18 protein-coding genes are annotated in these 14,885 nt (G+C 42.6%); 10 read left to right on the forward strand and 8 right to left on the reverse strand.

The window, feature by feature from the left end; all coding sequences use genetic code 11:
* Positions 1 to 90: 90 nt before the first annotated feature.
* The 3 genes from EXT48_RS05985 to EXT48_RS05995 all read right to left on the reverse strand — a co-directional run bounded on the left by EXT48_RS05985 (position 91) and on the right by EXT48_RS05995 (position 2,389).
* Complete coding sequence (locus EXT48_RS05985) at positions 91 to 738, reverse strand: hypothetical protein (protein ID WP_017219287.1); 648 nt, start codon at positions 736 to 738, stop codon at positions 91 to 93.
* A 278-nt stretch (positions 739 to 1,016) separates the two neighbouring features.
* A complete protein-coding gene (locus tag EXT48_RS05990) occupies positions 1,017 to 1,394 on the reverse strand; it encodes a VOC family protein (protein ID WP_240703355.1) in 378 nt (125 codons plus the stop codon).
* Positions 1,395 to 1,870: 476 nt separating this feature from the next.
* Positions 1,871 to 2,389 carry a DUF1579 domain-containing protein gene (locus EXT48_RS05995; protein WP_130163864.1) on the reverse strand — a complete coding sequence of 173 codons (519 nt, stop codon included), beginning with the start codon at positions 2,387 to 2,389 and terminating at the stop codon, positions 1,871 to 1,873.
* Between the two features lie 106 nt (positions 2,390 to 2,495).
* Between EXT48_RS05995 and EXT48_RS06000 the strand changes: the two genes are divergently transcribed.
* From EXT48_RS06000 to EXT48_RS06010, 3 genes are all read left to right on the forward strand, one after another.
* Positions 2,496 to 3,233, forward strand: a complete 738-nt coding sequence (locus EXT48_RS06000; protein ID WP_130163865.1) for a YafY family protein — start codon at positions 2,496 to 2,498, stop codon at positions 3,231 to 3,233.
* A gap of 95 nt (positions 3,234 to 3,328) precedes the next feature.
* Complete coding sequence (locus EXT48_RS06005) at positions 3,329 to 3,634, forward strand: NIPSNAP family protein (protein WP_010604531.1); 306 nt, start codon at positions 3,329 to 3,331, stop codon at positions 3,632 to 3,634.
* A gap of 27 nt (positions 3,635 to 3,661) precedes the next feature.
* Positions 3,662 to 4,177, forward strand: coding sequence for a GNAT family N-acetyltransferase (locus EXT48_RS06010; RefSeq protein WP_130163866.1), 516 nt, complete (start codon positions 3,662 to 3,664; stop codon positions 4,175 to 4,177).
* 50 nt (positions 4,178 to 4,227) lie between these two features.
* Here the strand turns inward: EXT48_RS06010 and EXT48_RS06015 are convergent, their stop codons facing one another.
* A complete protein-coding gene (locus tag EXT48_RS06015; RefSeq protein ID WP_205992058.1) occupies positions 4,228 to 5,127 on the reverse strand; it encodes a DMT family transporter in 900 nt (299 codons plus the stop codon).
* A gap of 116 nt (positions 5,128 to 5,243) precedes the next feature.
* Here EXT48_RS06015 and EXT48_RS06020 point away from each other — a divergent pair, with 116 nt between their 5' ends.
* Positions 5,244 to 5,726, forward strand: coding sequence for a MarR family winged helix-turn-helix transcriptional regulator (locus EXT48_RS06020; protein WP_130163867.1), 483 nt, complete (start codon positions 5,244 to 5,246; stop codon positions 5,724 to 5,726).
* A 177-nt stretch (positions 5,727 to 5,903) separates the two neighbouring features.
* Here EXT48_RS06020 and EXT48_RS06025 read toward each other — a convergent pair whose 3' ends face one another.
* Together EXT48_RS06025 and EXT48_RS06030 are read right to left on the reverse strand one after the other, a co-directional pair.
* Positions 5,904 to 6,329: an N-acetyltransferase gene (locus EXT48_RS06025; RefSeq protein ID WP_130163868.1), complete on the reverse strand. Its 426-nt coding sequence runs from the start codon at positions 6,327 to 6,329 to the stop codon at positions 5,904 to 5,906.
* A complete protein-coding gene (locus EXT48_RS06030) occupies positions 6,326 to 6,577 on the reverse strand; it encodes a hypothetical protein (RefSeq protein WP_130163869.1) in 252 nt (83 codons plus the stop codon). The genes EXT48_RS06025 and EXT48_RS06030 overlap by 4 nt, the downstream gene beginning before the upstream one ends.
* 1,089 nt (positions 6,578 to 7,666) lie before the next feature.
* On the opposite strand from EXT48_RS06030, the gene EXT48_RS06035 reads away from it, so the two are divergent.
* On the forward strand, positions 7,667 to 7,990 hold the full coding sequence (locus tag EXT48_RS06035) for a hypothetical protein (protein WP_130163870.1): 324 nt from the start codon (positions 7,667 to 7,669) through the stop codon (positions 7,988 to 7,990).
* Between the two features lie 391 nt (positions 7,991 to 8,381).
* On the forward strand, positions 8,382 to 9,275 hold the full coding sequence (locus EXT48_RS06040) for a hypothetical protein (RefSeq protein WP_017219511.1): 894 nt from the start codon (positions 8,382 to 8,384) through the stop codon (positions 9,273 to 9,275).
* A 184-nt stretch (positions 9,276 to 9,459) separates the two neighbouring features.
* Here the strand turns inward: EXT48_RS06040 and speB are convergent, their stop codons facing one another.
* Positions 9,460 to 10,380, reverse strand: a complete 921-nt coding sequence (gene speB, locus EXT48_RS06045) for an agmatinase (RefSeq protein ID WP_010604538.1) — start codon at positions 10,378 to 10,380, stop codon at positions 9,460 to 9,462.
* A gap of 3 nt (positions 10,381 to 10,383) precedes the next feature.
* On the reverse strand, positions 10,384 to 12,297 hold the full coding sequence (speA, locus tag EXT48_RS06050; RefSeq protein WP_130163871.1) for a biosynthetic arginine decarboxylase: 1,914 nt from the start codon (positions 12,295 to 12,297) through the stop codon (positions 10,384 to 10,386).
* Positions 12,298 to 12,667: 370 nt separating this feature from the next.
* On the opposite strand from speA, the gene EXT48_RS24000 reads away from it, so the two are divergent.
* From EXT48_RS24000 to EXT48_RS06070, 4 genes are all read left to right on the forward strand, one after another.
* Positions 12,668 to 12,799, forward strand: coding sequence for a hypothetical protein (locus EXT48_RS24000; RefSeq protein WP_275446621.1), 132 nt, complete (start codon positions 12,668 to 12,670; stop codon positions 12,797 to 12,799).
* 91 nt (positions 12,800 to 12,890) lie between these two features.
* Entirely contained in the window at positions 12,891 to 13,733 is an 843-nt protein-coding gene (locus tag EXT48_RS06060) for an alpha/beta fold hydrolase (RefSeq protein WP_130163872.1), read from the forward strand.
* A 132-nt stretch (positions 13,734 to 13,865) separates the two neighbouring features.
* Positions 13,866 to 14,186 (forward strand): hypothetical protein, encoded by a 321-nt coding sequence (locus tag EXT48_RS06065; RefSeq protein ID WP_240703356.1) that lies wholly within the window; start codon positions 13,866 to 13,868, stop codon positions 14,184 to 14,186.
* 4 nt (positions 14,187 to 14,190) lie between these two features.
* Positions 14,191 to 14,826, forward strand: coding sequence for a DUF6058 family natural product biosynthesis protein (locus EXT48_RS06070; RefSeq protein WP_130163874.1), 636 nt, complete (start codon positions 14,191 to 14,193; stop codon positions 14,824 to 14,826).
* Positions 14,827 to 14,885: the final 59 nt, after the last annotated feature.

Raw genomic sequence — 14,885 nt, forward strand, 5'->3', positions numbered from 1 at the left:
AATAAGTCCTTTGTGGTTAAAAGCAATCAATGGACACCTAATTGTACGGAATAACGGTCGCTGTGAACGACCGTTTTGCAAATTGTTTTTTTACTGTAACTCAACCGTCAAGGTGCGACCGTAACTGGGGGTGCCGATATGCAGACGAGAAGGTTCGTCAACTTGAAAGTCCATTGTACTGATGTCAAATCTTAGTTGTACATCGATGAGCGCTTTACATGGATCATATTCACTCATATCTACTAAGTTAAACATATATTGAGGAGGAAAGCTTTCTAATGAAGTGCCATCCCACTCTAGTGCAAATATGTGTTGAAAACAACCACCACCATACCTTGCATCAATGACTAACTGGCTTGCAGAACGGTCATAGTGAGCGCCTTTCAGCCAAAGCATATTTGCCTGTTTTTGCGTTAGTGTCTTGACCGTTTTACCTTTAAGATGAACGGTCTCTTTATCCTGTGTGTTAGGGTCATTGCTTGGCTGAATGATTCTCGCACCATTTGCTTCTGAATTACCTATCCAAGGGGCATCAACTACAAATGGGACGAGCATATCTGCGCCAATCATAGAGGTAGGTGTAACAGTCAACTCGTAGTTCCAAATCCCGTCTGCGGGAGGAACTACAGGGATCATTTCATTCAGTGAAACATTTAAGTTCGTACTAGAGAGTTGTCCGCTAACTTGAACTCTTCCGTTCTCAGTGATGTCGATCGATTGAATATATGCAACAGCCATTGTTATCTCCTATTTCAGCTATTCCCTGAAACTTCTAAACTGGGCTGGGAAGTCCCAGTTCAACCACATAACAATAGAGAGCGACAGAACGATTCTATCGCAATTTTCGCTGATGTTAATTCTTCAAGTGTTGGTGTTGCTATGGCCTCACACTAAATGAAGAATTCACAAATGAGTAAACAAGTATAGACAAAATTACAAATCTGGTAGCGAAACAACTCAGCTTAAGATGATGGGCTAATATAGAACATGTTTTTTGGTTGCTTTCTTTAATTGGTTTACTCGTTATTTTTATTAATAAAGACGCGAATACGATGTTTATCTGGGTCTAATACGATAAAACTATCGCCATATACCTCGGCTTGCGGGGCCTGAGCAAACTCAATATCTAGTAACTTCCATGTATCGTATAAAGCAAAAAACGCCTTTTGGCTTGGTTGCATAATAGAGATTTCAGTACCGCCCCCGGTAATGCGACTTGGTGGTGTAAGGGCTGTGTTTTGTTTAAGTGCAATGGAGATGTTGTTTGCACACTTCATAGAAACAAAAGTTGGAGAAAGCTTTACAGTCTCACATTGGAATAGCTGTCTATAGAACGCTTTGCTAAGCTTGATATCGCTTACATATAACACCAAAGAATCAACGGTGACCATCATGGAATTCCATCATTTTTTAAAAAGTTGCAGCTACAATACTCTCTCGGTGTGTCAGTTACTGTCAGTAGCTTTAGCCTAGAGGTAGAGGCTCTAGTTATGGTGAGTAGATAGTTTGTTTAAAAATAACCGGCACTCGTGTGAAAACGGATCACTCAGTTGTTGGTATCTGCTACTCGAAAGTCGCTCGGATGCCATTGCGAATTGACACTGACACCCTCGGAATTTGGTATTTAACCTGAGGTTTGGATAAGGAATGTTCCAACTCATTGTTGCTAAAGCACAACTTAGTTTTCTCCTTGTCTAGCCAGAGAGTTTTAGGGAAAACACCGCTTCCGCGTCCTGCTCTCGCTAAGGTACCTACATCCTGTAGGCAAGGCGGATTTACGCATCAATAGCTGGCTATTGGAGTGAATTCAACGCAGTTAGCGCTAAAACTGGCTGCTAGAAAGGCATTAATTATCCGCAGCTCAGGTTATTTATTTGTTGTTTTGAGTAAAGCTCATCAGCCAATTAATATCCCATGTCTCACCGTCATCTACCGAGAAAGCTTGTTCCCACTTTGGCTTGTCCGGGGTGGTAGCATCCCATCTAAACCTGACTTTTGTAAGTCTGCCACCAAGTAACTCCTCTGCGTAAAAGAGGCCGATGTGATTTTGAAAGAACCCCACGACTGGAACACTGATTTGATCCGCAAAGCGGCCATCAAGCCACCAAATAGACCATAGCTTACTGTTGGGATTGAATGAGCGGATAGCCGCTGCTCGAAATGAGGCGTCAGGAAAGTGCAGCAGGTTATCTTCTATATTCCCACATCCGCCGAGGATTTTGCGAGTTGTTGACTCCGCTGAAAATTCGACCCAAGGTGAGTTGCTATCCAGTAGATTGTGACGTCGTCGATGGGTAACTTTCCAGCAACCAATTGCAAAATCAAAATCATTTATTCCCGCAGAGTCGGACTTAATAAGGTCGTTACTTTGTTTCGTCGTTATGGTCATTATGTATCTCCTATTTGTGGAAAATTTGATCTGAAAGTTTCGTTCACTTAATTGCTAGTCATGTTAGTCTACTTATATAGCTGCCATTTTGTGTCACATTTAGAGTATGAAAAGAACCACCTCATCAGGTCATTTAGCAAGGCTTGATAAACTCGAGAGCATGTTAAAGTCGGAAGATTTTTTAACGGTGCGTGCCCTGTCTCATGCTTTGCACGTATCAACACGAACTTTATATCGAGACATTAATATCTTGAGAGACAGAGGGCTTCCCATCGATGCTGATAAAGGTAAGGGAGGTGGTGTTAGATTGCATCGTAGTTGGGGAGTGGGGAAACTCAGCTTAACAGAAGAAGAGGCGGTGGATTTATTACTGAGCCTTGCAATGTCAGATAGACTAAATTCGCCGCTGTTTTTGGAGAGTTTGCAATCTATAAAATATAAATTGTTGGCGCTGTTAAGTTCTGATCAAAAGCGAAAGATAGAGAATCTGCGTAGTCGGGTACTCATAGGCAGCTCTGCATCGCCCTCGGTACATGCGTCCTATGAGCAATCAGACGTGCCAATTTGCAGCGCACTGAAGCAGGCCTTCATCTCTAAGTTATGCTTGGAAGTAAGCTATGAAGATGAAAATAAAAGAGAGACGCATAGAGTCATAGAGCCCCATTATTTGTATTTTAATACGCCTGTTTGGTACATATTTGCTTGGGATCATTTACGGATGGACTTTCGCGTATTTCGTGTGGATAGAATGAAGCGGTCATTCGAGTTGTCAGCGCGTTTTGAGCTCAGACCAAAACAGGAGTTTGAGCATTTAATCGAGACAGATAGTCCCATATCACTTTAACTTCATGTTATTAACGCTTACAGTAAGCTCGCACACTGTCTAACGGTGTGTAGAGCAATGTGAAACTGGTATTTTTAACAAAAAGGAAAGGTTGTATGGTTACTTGCTACTTAAAATATGTTGTTGATCCGGCAAAAATTGCTGACTTTGAGGAATATGCCAAAATGTGGATCCCACTCGTCAATCGTTTTGGTGGGCAGCATAATGGCTACTTTTTACCATCGGAAGGTGCAAGTAATATTGCCTTGGCATTATTCACCTTTCCCAGTTTGGCGGCCTATGAAACGTATCGCAATGAATCGTTTCAAGATGCACAGTGTCAGGCTGCAATTAAATTTGCAGAAGATACCGGTTGCATAATCAGCTATGAACGCAGCTTCTTTAGACCTGTATTTGAATAGAGGTGAGTAAATGGAGCTGAACATCCCGTGCAACTAGATATTTCTGCCAATCTCAAACTACAAAACCTTGCTTTGACGCATGCAAAGCCATTATTTGATTGCGTACAAAGTAGTCGAGCAAGTTTACAAAACGTGTTGCCGTGGGTTGCGACATTACATACTGAGGCTGATGCAGAGCGATACATCGACACACGTATAAATAACCAAGTTGGCGGACTTTGGTCTGCTATTGAATTTAATTGCGAGTTTTGTGGTGTGTTTGGGATCAAGTATATGGATGCGCAAACGCAAACTGCCGAAATCGGCTATTGGCTTGGCGAAAAGGCAAGAGGTCACGGCTTAATCGGTCTAGTGCTTGAACAGGTTATTGCCAGACTTCGAGAAGTAAGTGATATTAAAACTGTGGAGTTTCAAAGTTTACAGTCAAATATTGCGAGCCAGCGGATCATTGAAAAAATAGGCGGTCAGTTTGTTGAGTCCTGTGTCAATGATCTGGGCGTAGCAAGTGACGAGTCGCTATATATCTATCGACTCGCACTTTAGTTTCCCCTATTTGGGGGGAATGAGCGCATAGTTGCTATGCGCTCAACTGATTAGTTTACCTCACACTTAGCAGGCACAGCTCGGCTTCGTAGGGTAGTGACGATAATTTGCGGTAATAGCGGCATTACAATCATGCCAACCATCAAACTATACTGAAGCGGCGTGAACGTTTCGCCCAGTAGCACCAACCCCGTCAAAATACCCGCAATCGGATTTGCAATACCACCAAAGGTAAAGTCCACAACAGACATACGTTGTAGTAACCACACGTACAAACTATAACCCAGTGCGGTGTTCAGGAGCACAACCCATAATATGCCGATGAGATTGGTCATCGAGAAATTGTTAAAAGCTGCAATATACTTAGCTGGTGCGATCACACCGTGAACGCTTGATGCGAGCGTGAGAATAACGCCGCCAATAATGAGTTGCCAAGTTAACACTGTCCACCAATGCATGCGATCACCAAGAGATTTAGTGATTGAGCTGCCGATCACGATACAGGTTATTGCCGCAAGTATTGCCGCTAAACCAAGAGGGTTTAAACTCAGTGAACTCGGATCAAATAGCAACCAGGCCAACACAATAAGCGCCGCGCCGCATAATGCTTGCACCAATCCCGGGCGTTGCTTATTGACCAACCAATGATAAAGCATGGCGAACACTGGCACAGACACCATGCCCACGCTCGATATGGCAGATGGTAGCGTTAACGACATCACGAAGATCATGCTAAAAAAGGCCGCGATATTAATCGCCCCAAGGCCGCATAGTATTTTCCAGTCTGCTTTTTTTGGCAAACTCGGCTTAACTGCCAGCAAAATAAGCCCAGCCGGAAGCGCTCTAATTGCGCCAAGTAAAAGAGGCGGCCAGTCCGCGAGGGTGTATTGTGTCACCGCATACGTGGTGCCCCATAAAAATGCAGGGATCATCGCAAGGAGTATATTCACATTAACTATCTTTATGTTGAGATACTTTGCGGTAAGGTATTACTAAAAATACTTTTTGTAAAGTATCTTTATGTTAAGATATTTCTTTACAAAGTTTGTTGTCGGGGCAAATATTGATGGATGCGATTGATAGAGTACAAGAGCAGTGGGCTCGCGAAAAACCACAGTTAGAAACAATACCCATGGCAATAATGGGTCGCTTAGTGCGCATAGCTAAACATATGGAAGCCGAAGTTGAAAAGCTGCACAAGCAATACGGCTTAAATTTGGGCGAATTTGATGTGTTAGCTACCTTGCGCCGCAGCGGCAAACCATTTCGCTTAACCCCATCAGAGCTATTTAAAACCATGCTACTCACCTCTGGTGCGATGACCAACCGTTTAGATAAGCTAGCGGCAAAAGGCCTTATTAAGCGTGAGCATTGTAAAGAAGACCGCCGCAGTGTAACCGTTGAATTGACAGCAGAAGGCCTCGCCCTGATTGAAGAGCTGATTGAACCGCATATCGCCATTCAAGCCCAATTGGTTGAAGGGATGAGTAGAGAGCAGCAAACCTTGCTAAATAGTGTGTTAAAAGAGTGGTTAACGCAATTTGAGTGAGGATATAAACAGTTTTGTAGGCGGTTCACCAGCCGAGAAGTGATGCCTTTCTGATGTGAGGGGGAAAGTGGTGTTGCCTGTGTGTTCAGGTTTTACGTAAGTCATTGGACTGTTTGCCAGCAGCACATAATCATCATGGTGTAGTAAGTTTGAATAATCGAAGCGCTATTCGACCTACTAAACCTTTGTACTCATCACGTACTCTGGATACCCTGTATGTTCGTCTTTCTTTTCAGCGATAACTCTGAAGCCTTGAGATAGGTAAAACTGATGGCTTGCTTGATTTTCTTTGTATACACAAAGCGTCAATATCGGTCTTTGATTTTTTGCATGAGTAAGCAATTGTTTGCCTATGCCGTTTCCCTGTTGCTTTGGTTTCACAAACAGGGCGGCTAAGCTGTTTTGGTGTACAGCGTAAAACCCGACAACGTCGGAGTTCAGTTCGTAGACGTAAACCTCTGAAGCAGGGAGATAAATATTACGCATATTTTCTAAATTAGCTTGCCAAAACTCGGCTGAGATAAACCCGTGTGCTTGAATGGATGCGTTCAGCCAAATTTCAAGTATGGTATCTATGTCATCCTCAGTGTATTTTCTTATCATGATTGCAGCGCTCGCAATTTTTCAAGCACTTCGTTTAGTACAGCAATTCCCATTGTTTTTTCCACGAGGGAATTCATATCCCCTTGAAGAAATTCATTCCAAGATACGGTTTTGGCGCCTGAATTGTGTGCATATCTACCATACGCAGATAACACAGTTCCATCATCCTGAATGGAGACGAGATAAAGGTTTTGATCCGGCGTATCAAGCCTACGCTCGAATAGTGTTTTAGGTTTTTTATATTCCATGACTGCTTATCAAATAAAAAAAGTGGCGATATGAATTCAGGTCTCAAGTCTGTGTTGAAGGTGCTTAAAACGTACAGTGATTATCTTTTCATTCCTTGTGATGTGCAAATTATCACTGGACCATACTTGGTACAAGTGCTTTGTTGGCGAGATGGCATGCTTAATCTTTAAAAAAACCAAAATAAATTACAAGACCGACCTAAATACGTTAACTTGAAATTGTCTTTTTTGATTGGTATCAAAGCGCATCCATGCGCTTCTCGTTCATTCTTTTGAAACGACGCGATCGAGCGAACCAAGAAAACGTCGCCCTAGCATCACACTTAATCCTCAAATCCTAAGCCGATATAGTGCAACCGTCTTGTAAGGCACGTCTCTGTGCCAGACAAGACTTGGCCGACATCCTGTCGGCACATTGCATATCGGATTATACTTTTCGGGTGTGATGGAGGGGGAATAAGTCGCCTGTTAGCTGTTCACAAAGCCATTAGCAACATAGTTGTTTGCAAGCACCACAAGAATCTATCAGCACCTTGTATCTCCCTCATCACACCCGAAAGTAAATTGCCAATGAGTCATTTCAGCGCATGGATGCGTGAAAAGCTGTGACAGGGCCAAGGATGGCCCTTACACAGCGGTGACGTTCATATTGGCGATTTACTTGAGGAGTCAGTGTGATGTTGGGAGTGCCCTTTCTTTTGCATACTTGTTCTTTGGGCATCAAAGAAAAGTATGTCGTAGCCCATGGATGGGCGTCGAAACCTGTCAGGATGACGGGCTGACTTTACTCGTAGCCCCAATTTATTAGTGATATTACTTTTTGGCTGATATCAAAGCCTTGCCAAATAAGAAAAAAATGACTTTAATAATTTACGTAAATACGTTGTTATTTTAGAAGGTGGTCAAGCTGTATTGTTTTGTGTCACGAACGGTTCAAAATAAAAGTCACTGCATCAAGAGTAAGCTCTCAAGGTAAACACCAGCCTAATTTGGTGTGTAGGACACGCTCTAGCTCATTAGCGATTACGCATAAATGCCAAGATGTTAACTGTCTTTCAGGCCAGGTATCAAAATAGGAATAATCCAGATATGGATAATAAGAGTGTTAAATTTTTCTCACAAACCAATATAAATTATCAACATCGTGAGCCTATAGATATTTCGACGAATAGTGATGAGAAAGCTTTGAAGCATTTGTTCAAAATTGCGCTAGAAAGTAGAAATTTTGAAATAACGCAATTAGTACAAAGAAATAATTTTTTTATGATCTTTCAAGGTGTCATTTTCATGGGCCTAATTCAATCTAGCCACTCTGTGCCTATCGTTAGTTTCATGATTTGTGTCGTTGGCTTGGTAACTTCATTTTTTCAATCTCGTATGGCTGCTGGAGCAAAGTTTTGGCAGGAGTATTAGGAAGCAACTTTAACTCGATTAGAAACGGAGATGCTGCATCATATTTATAACTCAACAGAAGAAAGAAGGTACCTATATTCACTATTTCATAATGATCAAGAGCGTTATAACACGATAGTTCGCTCCAAAATTGGAGGCCGTAGCCAATCACCAGTCAATAAAATGATTATGAATAGGTATTCGGTTAGTAGAATTCCTATTTATGTTGCTATTTCCTTAGGAACTATTTGGTTTTTACTAATGTTATGTACAATGGCGTCTTATTCTGGCTTAAAGGTACCAAGTTTTATTGTTGGCTTCTAGACAAGGGGCGAAGAAAAGTAGGCTTTCGCTGATTCGTGACCTGCAGTTTTAAGCTTGTTCAGTAAGTCTTACGTGATTTGGTTAGGTTATGTTAAAATTGAAAGAAAATTGCTCGGTTCTAAACTTCAAAAATATAATCAAAGATGACAATGCTATTGATATCTTAATGTATGGGGCTGCAAACCAAGAGCACTATGAAGGCCAGATCGAGTTACTTGAAGAATGTTGTATATCGTCGCCTGAATATGCTGATGAGTTTCGCTCACAGATACGTGGTTACAAGCAAATACTAGGTGATCCTAACTATAATAAAGGTTTGTACCCTCGCGGTATAGAGAAAATCATCCAACAAATTATCGAACCAATGTCCCTATGGGAAGCGATCATAAGTTTGACTACAGACCATTTCTTAGCCTCTGAAAACTATTTCCGAAGCTTGGTTGATGTAAGCCTAACATTTTTATTGAGCAGTGAGATTGCTAAATTGTTCAACCATAAGCCTGCAGATTTTTCGTTGTATAATATTTGGTTTATGAGCAAATCAAAAATTCAAGCTAGTGGACAAGTCTCTTTAGAGGAAATTGAATTTATTGACAGTCAGTTTGAAGTCAATGGAAAAAAAAGAGACGCAAGATTAGCAAGACTACTCAACTTTAGAAATAAACAAATTGCACATAACTCGGCGTCGGATGAAACGCTGAAAGATGACTTTGTCCACGTGACTTGTTTTATTCTAAGGGTTTGGGCGATTCTGGATGCGGTATATAGCCCCAATTGTATGCCTCGACCTATACACATGGATGAGCACTTATTTGACCAGTTTTACAAAATCATGTCTAGAGCAGAACTGTCGCACGTAAAAGCGGAAAGGCTTAAATTTATCAATAAGCTGTTGAGTGCCTGTAGTAAAGATTTAATAACTGGTGAAAGCGATGGTAAGCGACCGTTTGCTGAGCTTAGGATCACCGTAAAAATCAGTTAATAAAGCGTTTTCTATAGATTCGCAACGTTTGATACTTCCGGTTAGAGTTGAGTTTAGCGCTCACGGCACAATAGATTGAATTCGGCGATAAGCTTTTCGAATGTTAATTTGGCGCTAAAGTCACTTGTCCAAACCTCAAAAAAAGCCACCTGGTTAAGGTGGCTTAATCTAACCCCGCATCCGGTTATTTATGCTTTACAGCCCACAGATGCAGTAGTTCGTGTGCAATGGTGGCGGCGGCGATTGCAGTGAGCTCGCTTTGGTCGTAGGAAGGGGAGACTTCTACTACGTCCATGCCTATCATGTTTAGCCCTTGCAGTGCGCGTAAAATCTTCAGCACTTTGTCGCTGGTTAGGCCGCCACATACTGGGGTGCCGGTGCCTGGTGCGAATGCTGGGTCTAGACAGTCGATATCAAAGGTTAAGTACACCGGCAAGTCGCCAACGCGTGCTTTGATTTGTGCTGCTATTTCTTCGGCACTTAAGTCATTTGCTGCCATAGCATCAATCACGCCAAACTCGTGACCTTGCTCTGTGTATTCGGTTCTAATGCCAATTTGCATTGAATGCTCTGGGCTTATTAGGCCTTCAATCGGAGCATGATAGAACATAGTACCGTGATCATAGCGTGAGCCTTGGCTGTATGTGTCTGTGTGCGCATCAAAATGTACGAGCGCCATTTTACCGTGAATTTGCTGGTGAGCACGCAGCAGTGGCAGGGTCACAAAGTGATCGCCGCCTAGGCTTAATAGCGTTTTGCCTTGCTGCAAAATTTGCAGAGCAGCTAGCTCGAGTTGCGCAGTAAAATACTCAGGATCGCCAACTGGGTAAGTGAAATCGCCAGCGTCCTGAAGTTTAATTTTGTCCCACAATGCAAATGACCAAGGGTATTTTTTACTTTCCCAAGCTAAGTGCACGGATGCGCGACGTATTGCATCTGGACCCAAGCGCGCGCCTGGGCGTCCAGAGGTTGCCAAGTCAAATGGCAAGCCAAGTACCACAACGTCTGCATCAATATCTGTGATATTGCGTACCATTGGCTGACGTAAAAACGTCATGCCGTTGGAGTACAGAGAATGATCGGTGTGATCGAATAAGTGGCTCATGGGTTAAAAATCTTCCAAATAAGTATAGCCGTCAAGGCCGGTTTCAAGCTCTGCTAGGCAGGTAGCTCGTTCTTCAAGCGGTAGTTTGCTTTCAACTAGGTTGGCAAAGTTACGCTTAAATTGTTCAACATCAAGGTGTACATAACGCATCATATCGGCAACGGTGTCGCCCGCATCAACATTACCAAGCGACAATTCGCCCTGGTCATCTAATGTGGCTACAACGGTGTGGGTGTCGCCAAATAGGTTGTGCATGTCACCTAAAATCTCTTGGTATGCACCCACCAAGAAAAATCCCAATAAATAGGGTTTATCTTTGCAAAACTCTGGTACTGGTAGGGTGGCTTCAATACCTTGGCCATCCACATAATGCTCCACCGTACCGTCAGAATCACAGGTAATATCCAGTAATACCGCGCGGCGCTTTGGCGCCTCTGTTAACCCGCTGAGTGGCAGGACAGGGAATACCTGTTCAATACCCCAAGCGTCTGGCAAAGATTGAAATAGCGAGAAATTCACAAAGAATTTATCCGCAAGCTTAGCACTGAGTTCGTCAATAATTGGGCGATGGAAACGGTTTTTGTTATCCATACGCTTGTTTAGCTCATAACATACGCGCAGGTTTACTTGCTCCGCCCAAGCTCTTTGCTCAAGGCTTAATAGGCCCATCGCAAATTGGCTGTGTACTTCTGCCAAGTCGCCCTGCGTATCATGAAAAATTTCAATCAACGCGCGGTCGTCGCTCTGCTCGTTGAGCGCCTGCCAAGACGTCCACATATTGTGTAGCAGTCTTGGGGCGTCACTTACCGGTGCAGTTATCTCTTCTACTTGATAGCTTTCGGTGCCAATCACATCGGTAATTAATACCGCGTGATGCGCCGTTAGCGCACGACCCGACTCAGAGATGATCTTTGGCATTGGCTGATTGTATTGCTTACAGGTATCGCCTACGGTGTAAACGATGTTGTTTGCATATTCAGCTAAGCTGTAGTTCATCGAGTTGGACGACTGGCTACGCGTTCCATCGTAATCCACTGCAAGTCCGCCACCTACGTCTAAATTCAACAGGTTTGCACCTAAACGGCGTAATTCGCAGTAGAATCTAGCTGCTTCACCCACACCAACGCGCACGTCACGAATATTGGCCATTTGCGAGCCTAAGTGAAAGTGCACCAGTTGCAGCGCGTCTAGCATGTCAGCTTGCTTTAATTGGTTAACAACCGTAAGGACTTGCGATGCAGACAGACCAAATTTGGACTTTTCGCCGCCGCTTGCTTGCCATTTTCCTTTACCTTGTGATGCCAAACGTACGCGTAAGCCTAAACGAGGTTTAACGTTGAGTGCTTTGGCTTCTGCCATCACGATGTCGAGCTCAGAACGCTTTTCTAAAACGATATAAACCTGATGGCCTAATTTTTCACCGATAAGCGCAAGACGGACGTATTCTCTGTCTTTGTAGCCATTACACACGATCACTGCGCTGGTTTTTTCACTGAGCGCCAATACGGTAAGTAACTCAGCTTTACTGCCAGCTTCTAAGCCAAGCTGTTTTTTATCGCTGGTTGCTTGGCTTGCGATAAGCCCCTCAATGACTTCTTTTTGTTGGTTTACTTTAATTGGGTAAACCAATAAATAATCTTCTGGGTAGCTGTAATCAGTAATCGCCTGATTAAACGCACCAACAATATTATGTACGCGCTGTTCTAGAATTTGTGGAAAACGCACTAGCGCAGGTAGGGTATAACCCTCAGATTTAATTTGTTGTGCAATGTTTGTCAGAGTTACGGCGTGCTGTGGCTGCTGTTGGTTCGGCATCGCAGTAACCTCTCCCTGATCATTAATACCAAAGAAGCCTTGGCTCCAGTGGCGCACGTTGTAGCATTCACGTGCTTGCTCAGAAGAGGTAAATTTGGTCATTCAAGTTCCTTAACGTAAGTTAGAGTTCAGCCTGCAGTGCGCCATCAATGGCGGCTACTCACTGAGTGATAGGTAGAATTAACCTGAACTCGGCATAACATCTGGCCAGAGCGATATTACGCTTTTGAGCATGGATATTTTAGTTGATTAACTAACTTTTTATCCCGAGTTCAGGTTAATTAATTTTCGCGCATTAGACACAAATAGAAAGTCTCAGTCTAATGAGTTATTTTGCTCGTCAAGAGTGACAAATCTTTCCCTTAGTTTAGTTGCGCTATAACGTGAATTAAGTGAGTGTAAACAAGGAGTAGTAAATTCTACTCTCGGGTTTTTTAAGCTAACGTTTCATCAAAACGCAAGGTTTGCATCGATGACAATCAATATTATTTATATCGCTTTGCTCGGTGTGCCTTTGCTTATTTTAGACGTTAAGCTTAGTCGTCGAGAAGGTGGTATCTTGTTTATGGGTTATGTAGCTTATTTCATTTATACGTTGAGTTAATAAGGTTTCAGAAGTTTCTGAAACCTTATTGCGTTTATCGAGTAAACTAATTTAGTATGTTATTGGGAAAACTTAAAAATGAGAAAGGACAATGAAAACAATAACATCAGCAGTACTCGGACTCGTCGCTTACAGTTCAGTGGCCAGCGCCAACCAATCAGTTCATGAACACGATTATCAATATGTGGAAATAAACGGCAATAAACTTGCCTATGCTTGCAAAGGAGAGGGCGAAACAACGGCACTTTTACTTGCTGGAATGGGCCTTGATGCTCATGAAACCTACAAAAACACCATTCATAACATAAATCCAAAAGGCTATCGCTTATGTTTTTATGATAGAGCGGGCACCGGAAAAAGCACTTTTGCCAAGCCTCGAGTACGGACTATGTTGGAGCTTACACAAGAGCTTGAGGCATTCACTCAAGCCACTAAAATGGATAATTTGGTACTTGTACCTCACTCTTTTGGTGGTTTTGTTGCAAGAGCCTATGCCAACCGAAACCCTGAAAAAGTAAAAGGTATGGTGCTTATCGACATCGCTCATGAGTCTTGGTATCACAATATGAAAAGTAAGATGTCCAAAGAAGCATGGAAGATAATGGATTGGATCATCAACTGGGAGCGAGATACTCATTCATTAGAAGATTTGGAAGAAGCTTCTGCCCATACAGAGATGTACAAAATTAACCGAAAAATGCCAGTTACGATACTGTCGCGTGGGATCCCTCATGTGACTATCCGCTCTACCGGTATGAGTTATGCTGATGTTGATGTTTATACTCAAACTTCAAAAGACTCCCAAATAAAGCTGCAAGAAATTGGCGATAATGTTACGCCCATTACCATGAAATACGCGTCTCACCTGTTTGATGAAACAGATCCATTTATTGCCATCAAATATATTGAAGAAATGGTGAAAAAGGTACAATAATATTTTTTACGCAAAGGGTTAGGGGTTATACTGCTGCTAACCCAACTAACAATAATAAAAGCAATGTTCTCTCATCACATAATTAGTTCAAAAATCACGACTTTCTTAGTAGCTGCAGCCGGTTTTGCAGGGGTGGTATTGTCAGTACTAGGTGTATTTAACCATCCGGAATTGACGTTAATCCTAGACTTTACAGCAAGCTTTTTATGCTTGATGGTCGCGTATAAGTTATATCAAAAGCAACTCAGGGCCTTAGGTTGGGCTGCGGTGCTCGGCGCGCTTATGTCCGTTGGCGTAGTCGTCGATGATACGCTAATCCAATTTTCATCAGGGCTGCTATTAACGGTTCAGTTGAACCTAGAAACCATAGCCGTAAACATCAACTTGCTTGGCTTGATTATCATCGCGACTGCGCTCACGGCAAAAATAAAGCTAACAAATGTAAAGGAATAATCATATGGAACTACTTAACTATCTGCAGACGCATTTTATTACTAAAGAGACTTTGCTACGCGAGTCGCAGTTATCCCATCTTGAATTGGCTACGTTAATTGAAAAGCGTTTGATGCCAAAAGCCGCCTATAAGTTAGCATTAAAGCTTGAATGTGACTCTTTCTTTGGCGAGCACTGTGATGAAAGCTGCCTAGAATTTTATCCGCAAGGGGCTTTAGTGTGGCTTGGTGCTGTGTCACAAGTAGCGGATGAAGCACAAGCCTTTGCACTCTTTAGTAAACGTTATAAAAACCAACTGCATAGATTAAAAGCGCAAGGCTTTAATCCGAGAGATGCAAAGCTGGATCAAGACATCGACGCTCACTTAGAAAGTGAGTGGCAACATTTCCTTGGCGGTATTTACGGACTTTGTACTAAAACGGGCTTACCTGAAGATATTGCAAATAAAGAAGCCGCTATCGTTATCATCAATGAGTATTTGGCACGAGATGAACATTTGAGTCTGGATGAACTGACTCAGCTTCACCAAGTGGTTGATTTATTGGATGAGGCAAGTGCCTTATTTGCGCCTCATGAGCGTGAACGTAGCTCACGCAAGCGTTTAATCGACGACGTAAGAGCAAAATTTCCAAAGCCTTAAACATCATTATTGACAACTTTTCGCTTTTTAAATCATGTGAATTGACTTCACATCCATTT

It is taken from the genome of Pseudoalteromonas sp. CO348 (assembly GCF_004208845.1).
GTDB classification, from domain to species: Bacteria; Pseudomonadota; Gammaproteobacteria; order Enterobacterales; family Alteromonadaceae; genus Pseudoalteromonas; species Pseudoalteromonas maricaloris.

Coding starts and splice junctions, on each gene's coding strand:
- EXT48_RS06025 (WP_130163868.1), bottom strand. CDS start 6,329: ATGATAAGAAAATACACTGAGGATGACATAGATACCATACTTGAAATT.
- EXT48_RS06070 (WP_130163874.1), top strand. CDS start 14,191: ATGGAACTACTTAACTATCTGCAGACGCATTTTATTACTAAAGAGACT.
- EXT48_RS05985 (WP_017219287.1), bottom strand. CDS start 738: ATGGCTGTTGCATATATTCAATCGATCGACATCACTGAGAACGGAAGA.
- EXT48_RS05995 (WP_130163864.1), bottom strand. CDS start 2,389: ATGACCATAACGACGAAACAAAGTAACGACCTTATTAAGTCCGACTCT.
- EXT48_RS05990 (WP_240703355.1), bottom strand. CDS start 1,394: ATGATGGTCACCGTTGATTCTTTGGTGTTATATGTAAGCGATATCAAG.
- EXT48_RS06030 (WP_130163869.1), bottom strand. CDS start 6,577: ATGGAATATAAAAAACCTAAAACACTATTCGAGCGTAGGCTTGATACG.
- EXT48_RS06005 (WP_010604531.1), top strand. CDS start 3,329: ATGGTTACTTGCTACTTAAAATATGTTGTTGATCCGGCAAAAATTGCT.
- speA (WP_130163871.1), bottom strand. CDS start 12,297: ATGACCAAATTTACCTCTTCTGAGCAAGCACGTGAATGCTACAACGTG.
- EXT48_RS06035 (WP_130163870.1), top strand. CDS start 7,667: ATGGATAATAAGAGTGTTAAATTTTTCTCACAAACCAATATAAATTAT.
- speB (WP_010604538.1), bottom strand. CDS start 10,380: ATGAGCCACTTATTCGATCACACCGATCATTCTCTGTACTCCAACGGC.
- EXT48_RS06040 (WP_017219511.1), top strand. CDS start 8,382: ATGTTAAAATTGAAAGAAAATTGCTCGGTTCTAAACTTCAAAAATATA.
- EXT48_RS06000 (WP_130163865.1), top strand. CDS start 2,496: ATGAAAAGAACCACCTCATCAGGTCATTTAGCAAGGCTTGATAAACTC.
- EXT48_RS06060 (WP_130163872.1), top strand. CDS start 12,891: ATGAAAACAATAACATCAGCAGTACTCGGACTCGTCGCTTACAGTTCA.
- EXT48_RS24000 (WP_275446621.1), top strand. CDS start 12,668: ATGACAATCAATATTATTTATATCGCTTTGCTCGGTGTGCCTTTGCTT.
- EXT48_RS06020 (WP_130163867.1), top strand. CDS start 5,244: ATGGATGCGATTGATAGAGTACAAGAGCAGTGGGCTCGCGAAAAACCA.